Raw genomic sequence first — 16151 nt, forward strand, 5'->3', positions numbered from 1 at the left:
CGACGCGCTCGCCGGTCCCGGCCCGGGTCACCTGATCGCGTTCGCCTCGGCCCGCTTCGGCTCGGTGGCCATCGCCCTCAACTCCTCGAAGGCGGTCGCCGTCGGGCTCGCCGGTTCGGCCTGGTAGACGACCAGTTGCTGATGCGGGGCGCCGTTGACCGTGAAAGCGGCGAACGCGATGTGCAGGTCGCCGACTTCGGGGTGCTTGAGGTGCTTTCCTTCCTGGGACTTGCTCTTGACGTCGTGGAGTTGCCAGATCCCGGCGAACTCCTCGCTCTCCTCGGACAGTTCGGCGACCACCTCGGCGATGCGGGCCGATTCGGGATCGTGGCCGAACGCGGCCCTGAGTTCGGCGACACAGGAATGCGCGGCCCGCTCCCATTCCTGGTAGAACTCGCGCCCCGCCGGGTCGACGAACACATTGCGGGCGAGATTGTCGAAGGCGTCGAATCCGCTGTGCAGGGCCGTGGCAAGGGAGTTGCCCGCGAGGATGTCCAGGGCCGGGCCAAGGACGAACGCCGGGGTGTGCTCCCAGCTGTCCATCAGCTGCAGCAACTGCGCGCTGACATCGGCCTCGCCCCGGTCGTGCGGACGCTGCGAGGGCGCCAGGCAGAGGCGGTTGAGGTGGTCGGCGGACTCCGCGTCCAGCTTCAGCGCCTGCGCGACGGCTTCCAGGACCTGCGGGGACGGGCTGCTCTCGCGCCCCTGCTCCAGCCTGATGTAGTAGTCGGAGCTGACTCCGGCGAGCAGTGCGACTTCCTCCCTGCGCAATCCCGGCACCCGCCGGCGACCGTATTCCGGCAGACCGACGTCCTGAGGCTTGAGGGCCTCGCGACGGGCCCGGAGGAAATCACCCAAAGGGGTCCCATTGCTCATGCGGCAAGCCTAGATGCTTTTCCGCGGATGAGAAGTGCCGGTCGTGCGCAATTGCACCAGGTTCCCCACTGTTCACACAGAGTGACTCACCGGCGCCTGGCGTCCTGGCCTCGCCGGAACATCGCGGCTTGCCTTTGACGCGTACGTCAGGGATTAGCGTCCACGCGCGCATCTTCCGTCCCGTCTCCGACCCGTTCAGGAGTCCTGACATGGCCGCTGTCCTGCCGTCCACGACCCGCGAGATCCGACTGGCCGAAACCCCTCAAGGGCTGCCCGGGCCCGAGCACTTCACGGTCGCACGGGAACCGATCACCGCCCCCGGTGCGGGGCAAGTCCTCGTCCGCAACCGGTACTTCCTCGTGTTTCCCGGGTTGCGCACGCTGATCGGCGGCCAGGCCGACGGTGTGCCGCTGCCCCGCATCCACGCGGGCGACACACTGTTCGGTCCCGCCGTCGGGGAGGTCGTCGCGACCGGCCCGGGCAGTGCGTTGCGTGTCGGGGACACGGTCACGCATCTGCTCGGGTGGCGCGAGCACGCGCTGCCGGCGGAGGCCGACTGCACTCCCGTCGGCGACGTACTGCCCGATCCCGTCGCCCATCTGTCGTCGGGCTCGGCCCCCTACGGAGCACTGACCCGGCTCGCTCAAGTCCGGCCCGGGGACACCGTGTTCGTCACCGGCGCCGCGGGAGCCGTGGGGACGCTGACGGGCCCCGTCGCACGGCTGCTGGGCGCCACGAGGGTCGTCGGAAGCACCCGCTCACCGGCCAAGGCCGAGCGGCTGCGGGCCGAACTGGGCTACGACGCGGTCGTGGTGCCGGGCACCGGACCGCTCGACGAGCAACTGGCCGCGGCCGCGCCGGACGGCATCGACGTGCTGCTGGACACCGTCGGCGGCGAGCAGTTGGCGGCGGCGGTCCGCCTCGCGCGCCGCGGCGCCCGCTTCGCTCTGGTCGGCGCGCTCTCGGGCCAGCTGTCGCCGGACCGGGACGGGAGCAGCGCCCTCGCCGAGATCGACACGTTCCGGCTCGTCAACCTGGGCGTCTCACTGCACGGTTACAGCGGCCCGGACCATCCCGAGGTGGCGAAGGAATGGACCGAGCGCTTCGGTGGCTGGCTGCGCTCCGGCGAGATCACCTTCCCGCACGTCCGGATCGCGGGCATGGATCACGCTCCGCGGGCGTTGCAGGAACTGTTCGAGGGGCGGCACTTCGGAACCGTCGTCGTGGAGTTGCCGCCACGGTGATACGTCGTCGTGCGCTGTCGCGGCGACCGGGGCCGAGGTGCGAGGTCGAGGATGAGGATCGGGGACGCGGCGGCAGCGGCCGGGACCACCCCGCGGGCACTGCGCTTCTACGAGGAGCGCGGCCTGCTGGCACCGCCGCCGCGCACCGCCACCGGGCAGCGCGAGTACGGACCGGGCGAAGTGGCCAGAGTCCGCGTCATCCGTGAGCTGCTGGCGCTCGGACTCACCGTCGAGGACCTGCGCAGCGTCGCCGACCGGATCGACGTACTGGTCGAGAACCCCCGACGGCGATGCGGGCAGCCCGACTCCGAAGTCCCCGGCTCCGGGATCGTGGACCGCAGGATCGCGGCCCTCGACGCCGAGATCGACCGTCTGACCGGTCTGCGCACCCGCCTGGCCCGGCGGACCCTCGGCCGGCCGTGACGGCTCGGCCGACGGCCGTGTCCGTATCCGTATCCCTATCCGTCTCCTACCGTTCCTGTGGGCTGCGGTCGTCGTGGTGCCGGTCATCTCGGGGACTCCTCATGGTCAGGAACCGGGATCTCGGTGAAGGGGGTGCGGCGGCCCCGCGCAGTCGCGACAGCACCAGCGCCGCGGCGAGCAGCCCGGCGCAGACGCAGGAAGCCAGCGCGTACGCGGCTCGCGGGCCGCTGCCCGCGGACGAGCCGTCGGCGGAGTGCAGGTAGACCGCCGACACGGCACTGAGGCAGGCCGCCGCCGCGATGCGCTGGGCCATCTGAAGGATGCCGCCGCCCACCCCGGCGGCCTCGGCCGGCGCGTGCTGGAGGACCTGGGTCTGGTTGGGCGAGACGGCCAGCCCGCCGGCCGCGCCGGACATCAGCTGCGTCACGGCGAGGAGGATCGGCAGCGCGGCGGACGGCGCGAGGAGCGCGGCCACCGCCCCGGCCAGGGCGGCGCCGATGCCAAGCGCCAGGCCGACGTCGACCGTGCGCGGTCCGATCCGTCGCACCAGCCGCCACGCGAGTGCCGAGGAGACACCCATCGCGATGGCCGAGGGCAGCGAGACGGCCGCCGTGAGCAGGGCGGACAGGCCGAGCCCGTCCTGGAGGAAGACGGTGAGCACGAGGGACGCGGCGAGCGAGGAGCCGAACTGGGCCATGGCGACGGCCGTGCCCAGCAGGTACGGCTTCGACGACGCGAGCGCCGGATGGACCAGCGGCACCCGGTCCCTGCGGACCCGTAGCCGCTGGTGCACGGCGAACGCGCAGGCCAGGGCGGACACCCCGGCCGCCCACAGGAGTGTCTGTCCCCCGCTGTCCGGTGTGCTGATGAACGGCACCATCAGCGTCAGCGTGCAGCCGCAGGCCAGGACGAGGCCGAGGAGGTCCAGCCGGGAGTCGCGGGCGGTGCGCCGGGGCGGTGGCAGCCAGCGGGCCGCGAGGACCAGGGTGACCACCGCGCACGGTGCGCTCAGCAGGAGGCAGTACCGCCAGCCGGCCCCGGGTCCGAGCCCGGCGACCAGCACGCCGCCGAGCGGCGGCCCGAGTGCCGCGGCGACACCGCCCGTCACCGCGTACAGCCCCAGGGCCCGGCCGCGGTCGAGCCCGTGGAACACGTCCTGGATGGTGCCGATCACCTGGGAGTTGACGAGCCCGGCGGCGGCGCCCTGCACCAGCCGCGCACCGATCACGATGCCCGGACCGCCACCGGTCGCGGCCGTCACCCCCGCCAGGAGGAAGACGGCCATGCCGACGATGAAGAACCGCTTGCGTCCGTGCAGGTCGCCGAGGCTGCCGCCGGGCACGAGGGCCAGGCCGAAGGCGAGTGAGTAACCGGCCACGATCCACTGGACGTCCGCCGCACCGGCCCCGAGCGAGTGCCGCATGCTCGGAACGGCGATGTTCAGAACTGCCTGGTCCAGCAGGGTGGTTGCCCCTGCGGCCATGCACACCAGCAGTACGCGCCGGGTGGCGCGGTCTTGTCCCGGGAGCATTCAGACGTCCGTCACACCACGCTCACCGGATGCCGTACCACCGCGTCGAACAGGTAGCCCTGCGTGTTGGGCACGGCGAGGTCCGGTTGCGTACGGCCGGCCGTGTCCGTGGCGCGGGCCAGCAGCTGGGTGGCACCGGGTGCCTCGGGGTGCCAGTTCAGGGACCAGCGGGTCCATGTGCCGGTGCGGGGACGGTCGTGCAGGTGGGCGCGCCGCCAGTTCGCGCCGCCGTCGGTGCTGATGTCGACGTGGTCCACGGCGCCCGCGCCCGACCACGACCGCCCGTGCAGCACGTGCCGGTGTCCCGCCGCGAACGTGGCCCCGCTCGCCAGCTCGAAGGCGCTCTTGGTGGCCTGCCGGGTGAGCGGCGCGCTGCCGCCTTCCGGGTAGGACGGGCCGAACAGGCGGTAGAACGTGGTGTTCCAGGGCGAGAGGAGCGGCTGCGCGGACACCTCGATGTCGCCGACCCACTTGATCGACGCGATCCCCACCCAGGACGGCACCAGCACCCGCACCGGGTACCCGTGGTCGTACGGCAGCGGCTCGCCGTTCATCTCGTACGCGAGCAGCACGTCGTCCAGCGCCTTGGCCAGCGGCAGCGGACGGCGTACCCGGCCCAGGCTCTCGCCGCCGCTGACGTAATCGGCGTCCAGGCCCCGCGGTTGCACGTCCACGGCGTTCCGGGACAGTCCGGCCCTGCGCAGTACGTCGGCCAGGCGCACCCCGCGCCAGCGGGCGACGCCGATCGCGCCCAGGGTCCACGCGGTGCCGGTGACCGTCTCGCCCTGCTGGTTCGTGTAGTAGGAGCGGCCGTTTCCGGCGCACTCGACGAAGGCGGTACGGGTGACGGCGGGCAGGGCACGCAGGTCGTCGTACCCGAACTCCACCGGCCGGTCCTCACTGGGAGTGCCGCGCAGCCCGCTCCCCCACAGCCGCAACCGCCAGTCGTCGGCGTCCAGGACGGGGGTGGCGGTGTGGTTGCGTACGAAGAAGAGGTCGTTGGGGGTGTGGTGGCCGGTTCCGCGCAGCGCCTCCCAGCGGGTCTCGGCGTTGGTGCCGCGCTCGATGAACCACTCGGGCGGCAGGGGTTTGACGATCCCGGGGACCGCGGCGCGGGCGGGCCGGGTGCCGCCGAGCGCGGTCCCGGCGGCGGTGGCGGCGAGCAGGGTGAGCAGCCGCCGGCGGGTGACGCCGTCGGCTCTGGCCTCACCGGCCAGCCACTGGCGCAGTCTGCGGCGGTCGTAGTCCGTTTCGTGGCGGTGGCCGAGCGGGATCGCGGGTGTCGGCATGGCGTGTCCTCGTCTTGTCCGAGCGAAGCGTGCGGGCGGCACGGAGGATCGCGAGACGTGCCGGCGGATGCTCAACCGGCCTGTGCGGCACGGCTGTTGGCAGAGGTGCGAGGAGGTGCTCGATCAGCCGGTCGGTCGACACAGCGCGGCGGCGACGCGGACAAGGTCCACGGCACGGCGGCGGGTCAGCGACTGCGACAACGGCATGGCGGGATGCAAACACGCGCAGCGGAGGGTGTCAACGAGGCGTCCGCGTCAGGCCGGAACGGCAGCGCGGGGAGGGTGGTTGACGGGTGAAGGGCTCCATTGACGTACGACGACGTCGATCCGTACGATCGCGGTCGGCATCGAGTGTCAGCGTCAAGCCCTGGCTTGCTGACCGGCAACCCTCCGACGCGGTGGGGTGCTCCAGGTGAAAGCCCGGCAGGATCACCGACGATCTCTGCAAGCGCGGGACCCCGTGGCCGGGGGCGGAGATGTGGAGGACGGTCGTGCGACACAGCAGTGACCTGAACGCCTTCTCCCGGCTCTCCCGTCGGCGTCACATCGACCTTCAGCGCTTCACCAGCTGTCTCTGTCGCGGCTGACGGCTTATCTGCGTCGCAGCTGACCGCCACGACCGCGTCCGTCCGACGTCCGTCGCGGCCCGTAGCCACTCCCCCCTGACTCCCTGAACTCCCCTGCCCCGTCATCGGCGTTGCGCCGACCGGTGCGGCATGCCCGCGCGCAGCCGTGCTCCGCGGGGCGGCACACGACGGGCGACACACGACCAGTGACACGAGCAGTGACACGAGTAGGAGCACCCTCCGTGAGAGCACATCCGGATTTCCGACCCACTCGATGGACGGCACTGGCCGCCCTTCTGACCACCAGTGTCCTGTTGACCGCCTGCGGCTCCGGCGGCTCCGACAGCGGCAGCGGCAGCGGCCCGGCGAAGTCCGGTGGTTCGTTGACCTTCGCGGTGGGTTCCGACGCCGGCTGCGTGGACCCGCAGCAGGTCGGCAGCAACGACAGCATCTACTCCGTACGTCAGACCGTCGACTCGCTGACAGACCAGGACCCCCAGACCGGCAAGATCGTGCCATGGCTGGCCAAGAGCTGGGACATCAACGCCGACGCGACGACGTTCACGTTCCATCTGCGCTCGGGGGTCACCTTCAGCGACGGTTCCCAGCTGACCGCGCAGGTCGTCAAGGACAATTTCGACGCGGTGCCGAAGCTCGGCGCCCTGGGGGTACTCGCCCAGGGCTATCTGAGCGGCGTCAAGAGCACCACCGTGGTCGACCCGCTCACCGTCAAGGTGGCCTTCAAGCAGCCCAACGCCCAGTTCCTGCAGGCCACTTCGACCCACTCCCTGGGCATCGAGTCGTCGGCGAGCGTGAAGCGGACCCCGCAGCGGAAGTGCAGCCAGGGGGTGATCGGCTCCGGCCCGTTCGTACTGAAGCAGTACGTGCAGAACCAGTCGATCACCCTGGCCAAGCGCACCGGCTACGCCTGGGGCTCCTCGCTGTGGTCCAGGAAGGGCGAGGCCTACCTGGACCAGGTGGTGTTCAAGGTCGTGCCCGAGGCGGGGGTGCGGGCCGGCAGTCTCCAGTCCGGGCAGGTGGACGCGATCAGCAGCGTCGGCAAGGCCAACGAGGCGGCGCTCAAGGGCGGTTCGGTCACCCTCCTGCGCCGGGCCAACCCCGGGGTGGTGTTCGGCCTGGGACTCAACAACTCGCGGCCGCTGCTCAAGGACGTGAAAGTGCGCCAGGCGATCCTGGCCGCCGTCGACCGCAAGCAGATAGCCGACACCGTGTTCCCGACCGGCACCCAGCCGGCGACCAGCGTCCTCGCGCACACCACGCCCGACTACACCGACCTCTCCGCGGACCTGGCCTTCGACGCGGCCAAGGCGAAGTCCCTGCTGGACGCGGCCGGTTGGACGGCGGGCAGCGACGGCATCCGCGCCAAGGACGGCAAGAAGCTGAGCCTGACCATCAGCTGGTTCCCCAACTCGGCCACCAACCAGCCCGCGCTGGAACTGGTCCAGCAGCAGCTGAAGGCCGTCGGGATCGACGTGGTGCTCAAGCAGGGCCAGGTCAGTCAGTTCGCCACTACGCTCCAGGGCGGTGACTTCGACGCGGTGTGGAGCAACGTGACCCGCGCCGACCCGGACATCCTGCGCAGCTCCTTCTCCACCCAGCTGGCCAACTTCTACCGGCTGCCCGCCAGTTCACTGGACACGGCTCTGTCCGGCCAGGCCGCGACCGCGGACACCGCGAAGCGCAAGCAGTTGGTGGACGAGGCGCAGAAGTCGATCGTGGAGAACGCGTACAACGTGCCCGTGGTGGAACTCCAGACCCAGCTGGGCGTGTCGAAGAAGGTGCACGACCTCGACTTCGACTCGGGCAGCCGGATCCAGCTGCACGACACCTGGATCGGCTGACGCATGCGCCGCTATGCGATCAAACGGCTCGCCCAGGCGGTCGGTGTGCTGTGGGCGGCCTACACGGTGTCCTTCCTGGTGCTCGACTACCTGCCCGGCGATCCGGTCACGGCGATGGCCAGTGCCGGCATGGACTCGGGGCAGGTCGACCCGGCCCAACTGGCCGCACTGCGGCACGAGTACGGCTTCGACAAGCCGGTCCTGGCCCAGTACGCCGACTACCTCGGCCGGGCGGTGCGCGGGGACTTCGGCGACTCGGTCTCCACCGGTCGGCCGGTTTCCTCGACGCTGGCCGACGCGCTGCCCCAGACAGTGCAGTTGACCGGTGCCGCGCTGCTGCTCGCGGTGGTTCTCGGCGGTGGTCTGGCCGTGCTGGCGACCTACACCTCGCAGCGCTGGCTGCGCCAACTGCTGCTGTCCCTGCCGCCGTTGGGAGTGTCCGTCCCGACGTTCTGGACAGGTCTGCTGCTGGTGGAAACCTTCTCCTTCCGGCTGCACTGGTTCCCGGCCTTCGGCAACGACGGACTGCGCGGACTGGTCCTGCCGGCCGTGACACTGGCGATCCCGACCGGTGCGCAGGTGGCTCAGGTGCTGGCCAAGAGCCTGCTCACCGCGCTGGACCAGGCCTATGTGGAGACCGCGCGCGCCAAGGGCGCCGGCCGCTGGCGGGTCCATCTGCGGCACGCCCTGCGCAACGCGTCGCTGCCCGCGCTGACCGTCGTAGGACTGCTGGTGGGGCAGTTGATCGCCGGTTCGGTGGTCGTCGAGACGGTGTTCTCGCGTGACGGCCTCGGCCGGGTGACGGCCGCCGCTGTCACCGCTCAGGACATCCCGCTGGTCCAAGGGGTGGTGGTGTTCGGGGCGCTGATCTTCGTGGTGACGAACCTGATCGTCGACCTCGTGTATCCGCTGCTGGACCCGCGGATCGTGGTCGCCTCGGGCAGGAAGGCGGGACTCGCATGAGCCAGGGTCTGATCGACGACGCCGCCGCCGGCACGGCGCTCGGCCTCCCGGCCCGGCCGGTCGAACCGGGGGCCGGACCGGGGGCCGGGCCCGAATCGTCGCGTGGCGTCGACCTGCGGCGGGTCCGCCGGTTCCTGGTGCGCCGACCGGGACTGCTGCTGTCGGTCCTGATCGTCGTCCTGGTGGTGCTGGCCTCGTTCTGGCCGGACCTGTTCACCTCGCAGGATCCGCTGAAGGGGGTGCCGGCCGAGAACTTCCGCGGCCCCAGCGGCGCGCACTGGTTCGGCACCGACGAGCTGGGCCGCGATGTCTTCTCCCGAGTGGTCCACGGCGCCCAACTGTCGCTCAAGGCAACCCTCATCGCGGTCGCGGTGGCCTTCGTGGTCGGGAGTCTGATCGGTCTGGTCGCCGGGTTCGTCGGACGCTGGGTCGACGACGTGCTGATGCGCTTCGTCGACGTACTGCTGTCGATCCCGGCGCTGTTCCTGTCCCTGGCCCTGGTCACCGCGCTGGGCTACGGCACGGTGAAGGTGGCGGTCGCGGTCGGCATCGCCAGCGTCGCGGGCTTCGCGCGGGTGACGCGGTCGGAGGTGCTGCGGGTGCGGCAGGCGGTCTTCGTCGAGGCCTCGCGCTCGTGCGGGGCGCGCTGGTACTCGGTGCTCGGCCGGCACGTCCTGCCCAACGCGGCGGGCCCGGTGATCGTCCTGGCCACCCTCGACTTCGGCGCCTCGATCCTCGCCGTGTCGGCCCTGAGCTTCCTCGGCTACGGCGCCCCGCCCCCGGCGCCCGAATGGGGCACGTTGATCTCCGACGGCCGCAACTACCTCGCCAACGCCTGGTGGTTGACGGCACTGCCCGGACTGGCGATCGCCGCGACCGTGCTGGCCACCAACCGCATCGCCCGCGCGCTGGACGGCGAATGGTCACGGCAGCGATGAGCGGCGACTCGACGAACACACCTGGAACGGACGAGGACTTGAGTACGAAACCCGACCTGAGTACGACACCGTCCCTGGGTACGACACCGTCCCTGGGTACGCCATCCTCCTTGGGTACGGCACCGAGCGGCGACCCGGACCCCGGGCAGGGCGCCGCGCTGGAGATACGCGGCCTGTCGGTGTCGTACCGCACCCGCGGCGGCATCGTGGAGGCGGTGCGGGACGTCGATCTCGATGTGCGGCCGGGTGAAGTGACCGCGGTGGTGGGCGAGTCGGGGTCCGGGAAGAGCACCACCGCGCACGCGATCACTCGGCTCCTCGCACCGAACGCGACCATCGACGCAGGCACGATCCGCTTCGGCCGGCACGACCTCGCCGCGCTGTCCGAGGCGGAGTTGCGCACCGTGCGCGGCGCCCAGATCGGCCTGGTGCCCCAGGATCCGTCGGTGTCGCTCAACCCGGTCAAACGCGTCGGCGAGCAGGTCGCCGAGGTCCTGCGCATCCACGGTCTCGCGACCCGCCGCTCCGCGCCGGCGGAGGCGATCGACATCCTGGACCGGGCGGGCCTGCCCGACGCGGCCACCCGAGCTCGGCAGTACCCGCACGAACTCTCCGGCGGCATGCGGCAACGCGCCCTGATCGCCGTCGCCATCGCCGCGAACCCGAAGCTGATCATCGCGGACGAGCCGACCAGCGCGCTCGACGTCACCGTGCAGCGCGTCATCCTCGACCATCTGCAGCGCCTCACCGAGGAGTCGGGCACGGCGATCCTGCTGGTGACCCACGATCTGGGAGTCGCCGCCGACCGGGCGCAGCGGCTGGTCGTCATGTCGCAGGGGCGGGTCGTGGAGGCCGGTCCGACCCGCGAGGTCCTCGCCGATCCCCAACACGATTACACCCGACGGCTGTTGGCGAGCGCGCCGAGCCTGGCCACCGCCCGGCCGCACACCCCGGCCGCCCCGCTCGCGGAGACCGGCACGACCCCATTGGTCGAAGTCCGCAACGCGGTCAAGGAGTTCCGACTCCCCCGCACGGGCGGTGAGTCCCGGACCCTGCGCGCGGTGGACGACGTCAGCTTCACCCTGCACCGCGGCCGGACCCTGGCTCTGGTCGGCGAGTCCGGTTCGGGGAAGTCCACCACGGCCCGCCTTGTGCTCCGCCTGACCGACGCGACCGCCGGACACATCCTCTTCGACGGCACCGACATCACGACCGCCCGGGGCGCGCAGGCCCGCCAACTGCGCCGCCGGGCCCAGCACGTCTACCAGAACCCGTACGCCTCGCTGGACCCCCGTTTCTCCATCGGCGAGGTGATCACCGAGCCGTTGCGCGCGTTCAAGGTCGGCGACCGTGCCTCCCGGCTCGCCCGCGCCCGCGACCTGCTCGACCGGGTCGCGCTGCCCGCCTCGACGCTGGAGCGCCGGCCGGCGGAACTGTCGGGTGGGCAGCGCCAGCGCGTGGCGATCGCCCGGGCCCTCGCGCTCTCACCCGATCTGGTCGTCTGCGACGAGCCGGTGTCCGCGCTCGACGTCTCCGTCCAGGCCCAAGTCCTCGACCTGCTGGCCGAGTTGCAGGCCGACACGGGAGTGGCGTACCTGTTCATCTCGCACGACCTGGCCGTCGTACGCCAGATCGCGCACCAGGTGGCGGTCATGAAGTCCGGCCGCATAGTGGAAGCGGGCGCGCCCGAGGACCTCTTCACGCACCCCGCGCACGACTACACCCGTGAACTGCTCGCGGCGATCCCCGGCCGCCGTGACGACCACGACCGGAGGACGCGGACCGCATGACCGAAGGAGACGCTCCCCGGGCACAGTTGGAGGCCGCGCGATGAGTTCCGTACGACTGGACGTCCACACCCGGGAGTCGTTCGCGGACGGTCACCGCTTCGCCGAAGGCGGGGCGTACGAGGTGGTCACCGCCACGGCGCACTACGCCGTGGATCCCGAGGCAGCCGCCCACAGCTCGATCGCCGACCTGGATCTCGCACCGCGCGACAGCGACGGCGCGGTGCGGTTCAGCGGGGACGTGGAGATCCTGCGGCCGGTCGACGGCGGACGGCGGCGACTGTTCTTCGACTGGGGCAACCGTGGCAACAAGCGGGCCGTGCAGTACTTCTGCGACGCCCCGCACACCAACCGCCCGCGGACGCTCGCCGACGCAGGCAACGGATACCTGCTGCGCCGCGGGTACACGGTCGTCTTCGGTGCCTGGCAGGGTGATCTGCTGCCCGGCGACGGGCGGTTGCTGCTCGACCTGCCCGTGGCGACGCGGGGCGCGGAACCCGTACGCGCCCTGACGACGGCCGAGTTCATCGTGGAGGAGCCCGTCCGCTCGCTCCCGCTCTCCCGCTGGACGAGCACCAGGTCCTCCCCTGTCACCGAGCGCGGAGTACGCACCGCACGCCTCACCCGACGGCGGTACCCGCACAGCGAGCCCGCTGAACTCCCCCGGGACACCTGGCAGTTCGCCCGGCTCCAGGGCGGCGGGAGCGATCTGCGAGGCAGCTCCGTAGCCGTCGTACCGAGTCGCCACGACCTCCTCCTCGACGAGGGGTTCCGGCCGGGCTGGATCTACGAACTCACCTACGAGGCCGAGGAACCGCTCGTCCTCGGGCTGGGTCTCGCGGCGGTCCGCGACCTCGTCAGCCATCTCCGGTACGACCCCGCGCGGCCGGTCGGTCCGGTCGACCACGCCTACGGCTGGGGCCGTTCGCAGACCGGCCGGGCCATCCGTGACTTCATCCACCTCGGCTTCAACGAGGACATCGAGGGACGGCCGGTGTTCGACGGGCTGCTGCCGCACGTCTCCGGCGCGGGCCGGCTGGTCGCCGAGCGGTTCACCAACCTGACGGTTCCGGGCGGTCAGCAGTACGAGGACCACCTCGCCGCGGCCGACACCTTCCCGTTCGCCTACGTCGAGTCCGTGGACCATCTCACCGGCCGACGTGACGCGATCATGAAGCGCGCGAGCGATCCCAAGGTGCTGCACACGCAGACATCGACGGAGTACTGGCAGCGTCGGGGCTCCCTGACGCACACCACGACGGACGGCCGTGACCTGGGGTTTCCGCCGAACGTGCGGGGCTACCTCTGGTCGTCGAGCCAGCATGTGGCCGATCCGACGGCGGGGGCGCCCACGAAGGGGATCTGCAACCACCTGGGGAACGTGGTCGCCACGTCGGCGCTGTTCCGGGCCGTCCTGGAGGCGCTCGACGCGTGGGTGAGCGAGGGCGCGGAGCCGCCCGCGAGCGCGGTGCCCACCGTCGCCGACGGCACGCTGGTGACGATGGAGGAGTGGTCCCGGCAATTCCCGGCGGTGCCCTCGGCGTTGCGCCCGTACAGGCCCAACGAGCTGTACGCCGTGGACCGTTCGACCGTCCCTCCGGTCGCCGACCGCTCGCGCCGGTACACGGTGCTGGTCCCGGCCGTCGACGCCGACGGCAACGAGATCGCGGGCGTACGGGCCCCGATGGTGTCCGTACCCCTCGGCACCTACACCGGCTGGAACACGCGCGCCCCCGGCCAGGGTCATGGCGCGCTGCACGAGTTCAGCGGTTCCACGTTCCCGTTCGCCGCCACCGAGGACGAGCGCCTGTGCACCGGCGATCCGCGCCCCAGCGTGGAGAAACGCTACGGAGACGCGGCCGGGTACGTCGCCCGGATCAGGGCCGCGGCCGAGGATCTCGCGGCGCGACGGCTGCTGCTCGACGAGGACGTCGAACGTGCGGTGCGCGCGGCCACGGACTGGTCGGCGCCCCGCCACGACGTCGATCTGCCCTGACCACGTGGTCGGGGCGGCCCCGAGGTGAAAGTTGGGGCGGCTCCTGGGCGACGGCCAGGGCGGTCCGAGGCGAAAGCCAGGGCGGCCCGAGGCGTAGGCCAGGCCAGTCCAAGGCGAAACCCGCACCATCCTGGGTGTAACGCACCCACCGTCCACGGCCCTGCCCCGGGCGTTTTCCGCCTAGCCTCGAAGGTATGTACAAGGACACGCGCCCTGACTCCGTTGAAGGGCTGGGTCAGTTTCTCCGCTCCCGCAGGGAACGCATCAGCCCCGCCGACGCGGGGCTGCCCAGCACGGGCCGCCGCAGGGTGCCCGGGCTGCGGCGCGACGAGGTCGCGGCGCTGGCGGGGGTCAGTCCGAGCTACTACAGCCGACTTGAGCAGGGCCGCGAACTGAGCCCGTCGGTGCGGGTGTTGGACGCCATGGCCCGGGTGCTGCGCCTTGCGGACGAGGAGCGTCGGGAGCTGTTCCGGCTGGCGCGGCCGGCAGGACGTCGTACGAGGTCGCCCTCCCGGGTCGAGCGGGTCCGCCCGCATCTGCGGCAACTGATCGAGAGCTGGACCAGGACACCGGCGTTCGTCATCGGCCACGCCCAGGATCTGCTGGCCACCAACACCCTGGCCGACGCGCTCTACCGGGACTTCACCCAGCGCGACAACGTGCTGCGCATGCTCTTCCTGGACCCCGCGGCGAAGACCTTCTACCTGAGCCCGGAGCGGGCCAAGGACCGTGCGGTCGCCGATCTCCAGCAGAGCGCCGCGAGCACCCCCGAGGATCCCCGCATCCTTGAGCTGGTCGGCGAACTGTCCGTGCGCAGCGGCGAGTTCCGCTCGCTGTGGGCGCGTGAGTACACGCGGGTCCCGCCCTATGAGGTCAAGCGGATGCACCATTCCGTGGTGGGCGACCTGGAGCTGTGGCACGAGGCCCTGAGCATCCGCAGCGCGCCGGGGCAGCAGCTCATCGTTCTCCAGGCGGAACCGGGGTCGTCCTCGGCGGACGGCCTGGCCCTGCTGGGTTCTCTCAGCGCGCCCGAGGTACCGCACCGGCAGGATCCGGCGCGCGGCGCCCAGTAAATTCGCGGCCTTTCATCGGGAATTACCCCAGCCGGTCAGGAATTCCCCTCGGCAGTGGCAATGTCCACAGCACCCAGTATTCGGTCCAGCACATCCCCGAAAACACGTGTCTCGTCGGGCGTCAGCGGATCGAAAATGAGTCGTCGCACAGTCTCCACATGCTGGGGCGCGGCGGCCTCGATCGCGTCCCGGCCCTTTTCCGTGATACGCACCATCGAGCCGCGGGCATCGTCGGCGCAGGCCTCGCGCGTGACGAGTCCGCGCTTCTCCATGCGGCTGATCTGGTGGGACAGCCGGCTGCGCTCCCAGTCGACCTCGGCGCCCAGCTCCCGCGCCCGCAACACCCCGTCGGCGGACTCCGACAGCGGCGCCAGGAGGGCGTAGTCCGCCCCCGAGAGGCCCGAATCCCGCAGCAACTGCTGCTCCTGGGCCCGTTGCAGCTCGCGCCGCACCCTGCGGTACTTCGCCCAGACGTCGGCCTGGTCAGGGGTGAGCCATCGGGGTTCGGACATGGCCTCACCGTACCAGGTTGTTGACATGTCACCGACTTCGCCGACCGTCGCCCGAGCCTGGGTGTGGGACACCCAGGAAAACCGCTGCCTTCATAGGTCCGCGAGCAAGGGACAGACTCATTTACGTCAACAGGAAATCCCCCCAAGGGGAAACGACGAAAGAGGTTTTTCCCATGGCTACGTGGTTTGTCACCGGCGCCTCCCGTGGAATCGGCGCGGAAATCGCCCGGGCCGCGCTGGCAGGCGGTAACAATGTCGTGGTCGCCGTACGGAATCCGGAACGGGTGCCCGACGATCTGAAGAAGTCCGACCAGGTTTTCGCGGTCGCGCTGGACGTCACGGACAACGACAGCATCCCGCAGGCGGTCGAGGCCGCCGTGGAGCGGTTCGGCGGGATCGACGTCCTGGTGAACAACGCGGGGCGCGGTCTGCTCGGCGCGCTGGAGGAGATCAGTGACGCGGAGGCCCGCTCGCTGTTCGACCTCAACGTCTTCGGTCTGATCAACGTCACCCGCGCCGTGCTGCCCGTGATGCGCAAGCAAGGGTCCGGCAAGCTCGTGCACATCGGCTCCCGCTCGGGTTTCGAGGGCGAGCCCGGCGTCAGCCTGTACTCCGCCTCGAAGTTCGCGGTCGCCGGCATCAGTGAGGCACTCTCCGCCGAGATGGCGCCGTTCGGGATCCAGTCGATGGTGGTCGAACCGGGCGTCTTCCGCACCGACTTCCTCGACTCCAGCTCGCTCTCCGTGGCCGCGAACCGCATCGCCGACTACGACGACACCCCGGCGCACGTGACCCTGGACTGGATCGACCGCGCCAACCACGCCCAGCTCGGCGACCCGGTCCGGGGCGCGGCCCTCATCGTCGAGGTCGCCGGCACCGCGAAGCTGCCCACACACCTCTACCTGGGCCGCGACACCTTGGAGCGCCTTGACGTCAAGTACCAGCAGGTGCAGGACGACCTGGCCCCGTGGCGCGAGAAGTCCGCGGCCACCGCGCACGACGACGCCGCCTGACACACACCGTCCGGCCCACGTCGCCTGACGCACATCGCCCGGCACCCACCACCTGACACACCGTCAAACACCGTTCCC

At 71.1% G+C, this 16151-nt stretch carries 15 protein-coding genes and 1 riboswitch; of the genes, 10 read left to right on the top strand and 5 right to left on the bottom strand.

What is annotated here, in order from left to right; translation table 11 throughout:
- Window positions 1-27: 27 nt before the first annotated feature.
- Window positions 28-876: a helix-turn-helix transcriptional regulator gene (locus tag ACWDR3_RS11830; protein WP_450352321.1), complete on the bottom strand. Its 849-nt coding sequence runs from the start codon at window positions 874-876 to the stop codon at window positions 28-30.
- A 209-nt stretch (window positions 877-1085) separates the two neighbouring features.
- Between ACWDR3_RS11830 and ACWDR3_RS11835 the strand changes: the two genes are divergently transcribed.
- Both ACWDR3_RS11835 and ACWDR3_RS11840 read left to right on the top strand, forming a co-directional pair.
- Window positions 1086-2120, top strand: coding sequence for an MDR family NADP-dependent oxidoreductase (locus ACWDR3_RS11835; protein ID WP_450352322.1), 1035 nt, complete (start codon window positions 1086-1088; stop codon window positions 2118-2120).
- Window positions 2121-2171: 51 nt separating this feature from the next.
- Window positions 2172-2543, top strand: coding sequence for a MerR family transcriptional regulator (locus ACWDR3_RS11840; protein ID WP_450352323.1), 372 nt, complete (start codon window positions 2172-2174; stop codon window positions 2541-2543).
- A gap of 46 nt (window positions 2544-2589) precedes the next feature.
- Here ACWDR3_RS11840 and ACWDR3_RS11845 read toward each other — a convergent pair whose 3' ends face one another.
- The 3 genes from ACWDR3_RS11845 to ACWDR3_RS11855 all read right to left on the bottom strand — a co-directional run bounded on the left by ACWDR3_RS11845 (window position 2590) and on the right by ACWDR3_RS11855 (window position 5570).
- On the bottom strand, window positions 2590-4074 hold the full coding sequence (locus tag ACWDR3_RS11845; RefSeq protein WP_450352324.1) for an MFS transporter: 1485 nt from the start codon (window positions 4072-4074) through the stop codon (window positions 2590-2592).
- A gap of 11 nt (window positions 4075-4085) precedes the next feature.
- Complete coding sequence (locus ACWDR3_RS11850; RefSeq protein ID WP_450352325.1) at window positions 4086-5363, bottom strand: sulfite oxidase; 1278 nt, start codon at window positions 5361-5363, stop codon at window positions 4086-4088.
- Window positions 5364-5486: 123 nt separating this feature from the next.
- Window positions 5487-5570, bottom strand: coding sequence for a putative leader peptide (locus ACWDR3_RS11855; protein WP_450352372.1), 84 nt, complete (start codon window positions 5568-5570; stop codon window positions 5487-5489).
- A gap of 136 nt (window positions 5571-5706) precedes the next feature.
- Window positions 5707-5820, top strand: a riboswitch (SAM riboswitch).
- A 19-nt stretch (window positions 5821-5839) separates the two neighbouring features.
- Here ACWDR3_RS11855 and ACWDR3_RS11860 point away from each other — a divergent pair.
- From ACWDR3_RS11860 to ACWDR3_RS11890, 7 genes are all read left to right on the top strand, one after another.
- Complete coding sequence (locus ACWDR3_RS11860; protein ID WP_450352326.1) at window positions 5840-5950, top strand: putative leader peptide; 111 nt, start codon at window positions 5840-5842, stop codon at window positions 5948-5950.
- A 221-nt stretch (window positions 5951-6171) separates the two neighbouring features.
- Complete coding sequence (locus ACWDR3_RS11865; protein WP_450352327.1) at window positions 6172-7791, top strand: ABC transporter substrate-binding protein; 1620 nt, start codon at window positions 6172-6174, stop codon at window positions 7789-7791.
- Between the two features lie 3 nt (window positions 7792-7794).
- Window positions 7795-8754, top strand: coding sequence for an ABC transporter permease (locus tag ACWDR3_RS11870; protein ID WP_450352328.1), 960 nt, complete (start codon window positions 7795-7797; stop codon window positions 8752-8754).
- Window positions 8751-9692 (top strand): ABC transporter permease, encoded by a 942-nt coding sequence (locus ACWDR3_RS11875; RefSeq protein ID WP_450352329.1) that lies wholly within the window; start codon window positions 8751-8753, stop codon window positions 9690-9692. The genes ACWDR3_RS11870 and ACWDR3_RS11875 overlap by 4 nt, the downstream gene beginning before the upstream one ends.
- A gap of 110 nt (window positions 9693-9802) precedes the next feature.
- Window positions 9803-11482: a dipeptide ABC transporter ATP-binding protein gene (locus ACWDR3_RS11880; RefSeq protein WP_450352330.1), complete on the top strand. Its 1680-nt coding sequence runs from the start codon at window positions 9803-9805 to the stop codon at window positions 11480-11482.
- Between the two features lie 40 nt (window positions 11483-11522).
- Window positions 11523-13475 (top strand): alpha/beta hydrolase domain-containing protein, encoded by a 1953-nt coding sequence (locus ACWDR3_RS11885; protein WP_450352331.1) that lies wholly within the window; start codon window positions 11523-11525, stop codon window positions 13473-13475.
- A 194-nt stretch (window positions 13476-13669) separates the two neighbouring features.
- On the top strand, window positions 13670-14548 hold the full coding sequence (locus ACWDR3_RS11890; protein WP_450352332.1) for a helix-turn-helix transcriptional regulator: 879 nt from the start codon (window positions 13670-13672) through the stop codon (window positions 14546-14548).
- A gap of 35 nt (window positions 14549-14583) precedes the next feature.
- On the opposite strand, the gene ACWDR3_RS11895 is transcribed toward ACWDR3_RS11890, so the two are convergent.
- Window positions 14584-15060 (bottom strand): MarR family winged helix-turn-helix transcriptional regulator, encoded by a 477-nt coding sequence (locus tag ACWDR3_RS11895; RefSeq protein WP_450352333.1) that lies wholly within the window; start codon window positions 15058-15060, stop codon window positions 14584-14586.
- Between the two features lie 173 nt (window positions 15061-15233).
- Between ACWDR3_RS11895 and ACWDR3_RS11900 the strand changes: the two genes are divergently transcribed.
- A complete protein-coding gene (locus ACWDR3_RS11900; protein ID WP_450352334.1) occupies window positions 15234-16073 on the top strand; it encodes an SDR family NAD(P)-dependent oxidoreductase in 840 nt (279 codons plus the stop codon).
- Window positions 16074-16151: the final 78 nt, after the last annotated feature.

Source organism: Streptomyces sp. NPDC001002, from assembly GCF_053599215.1.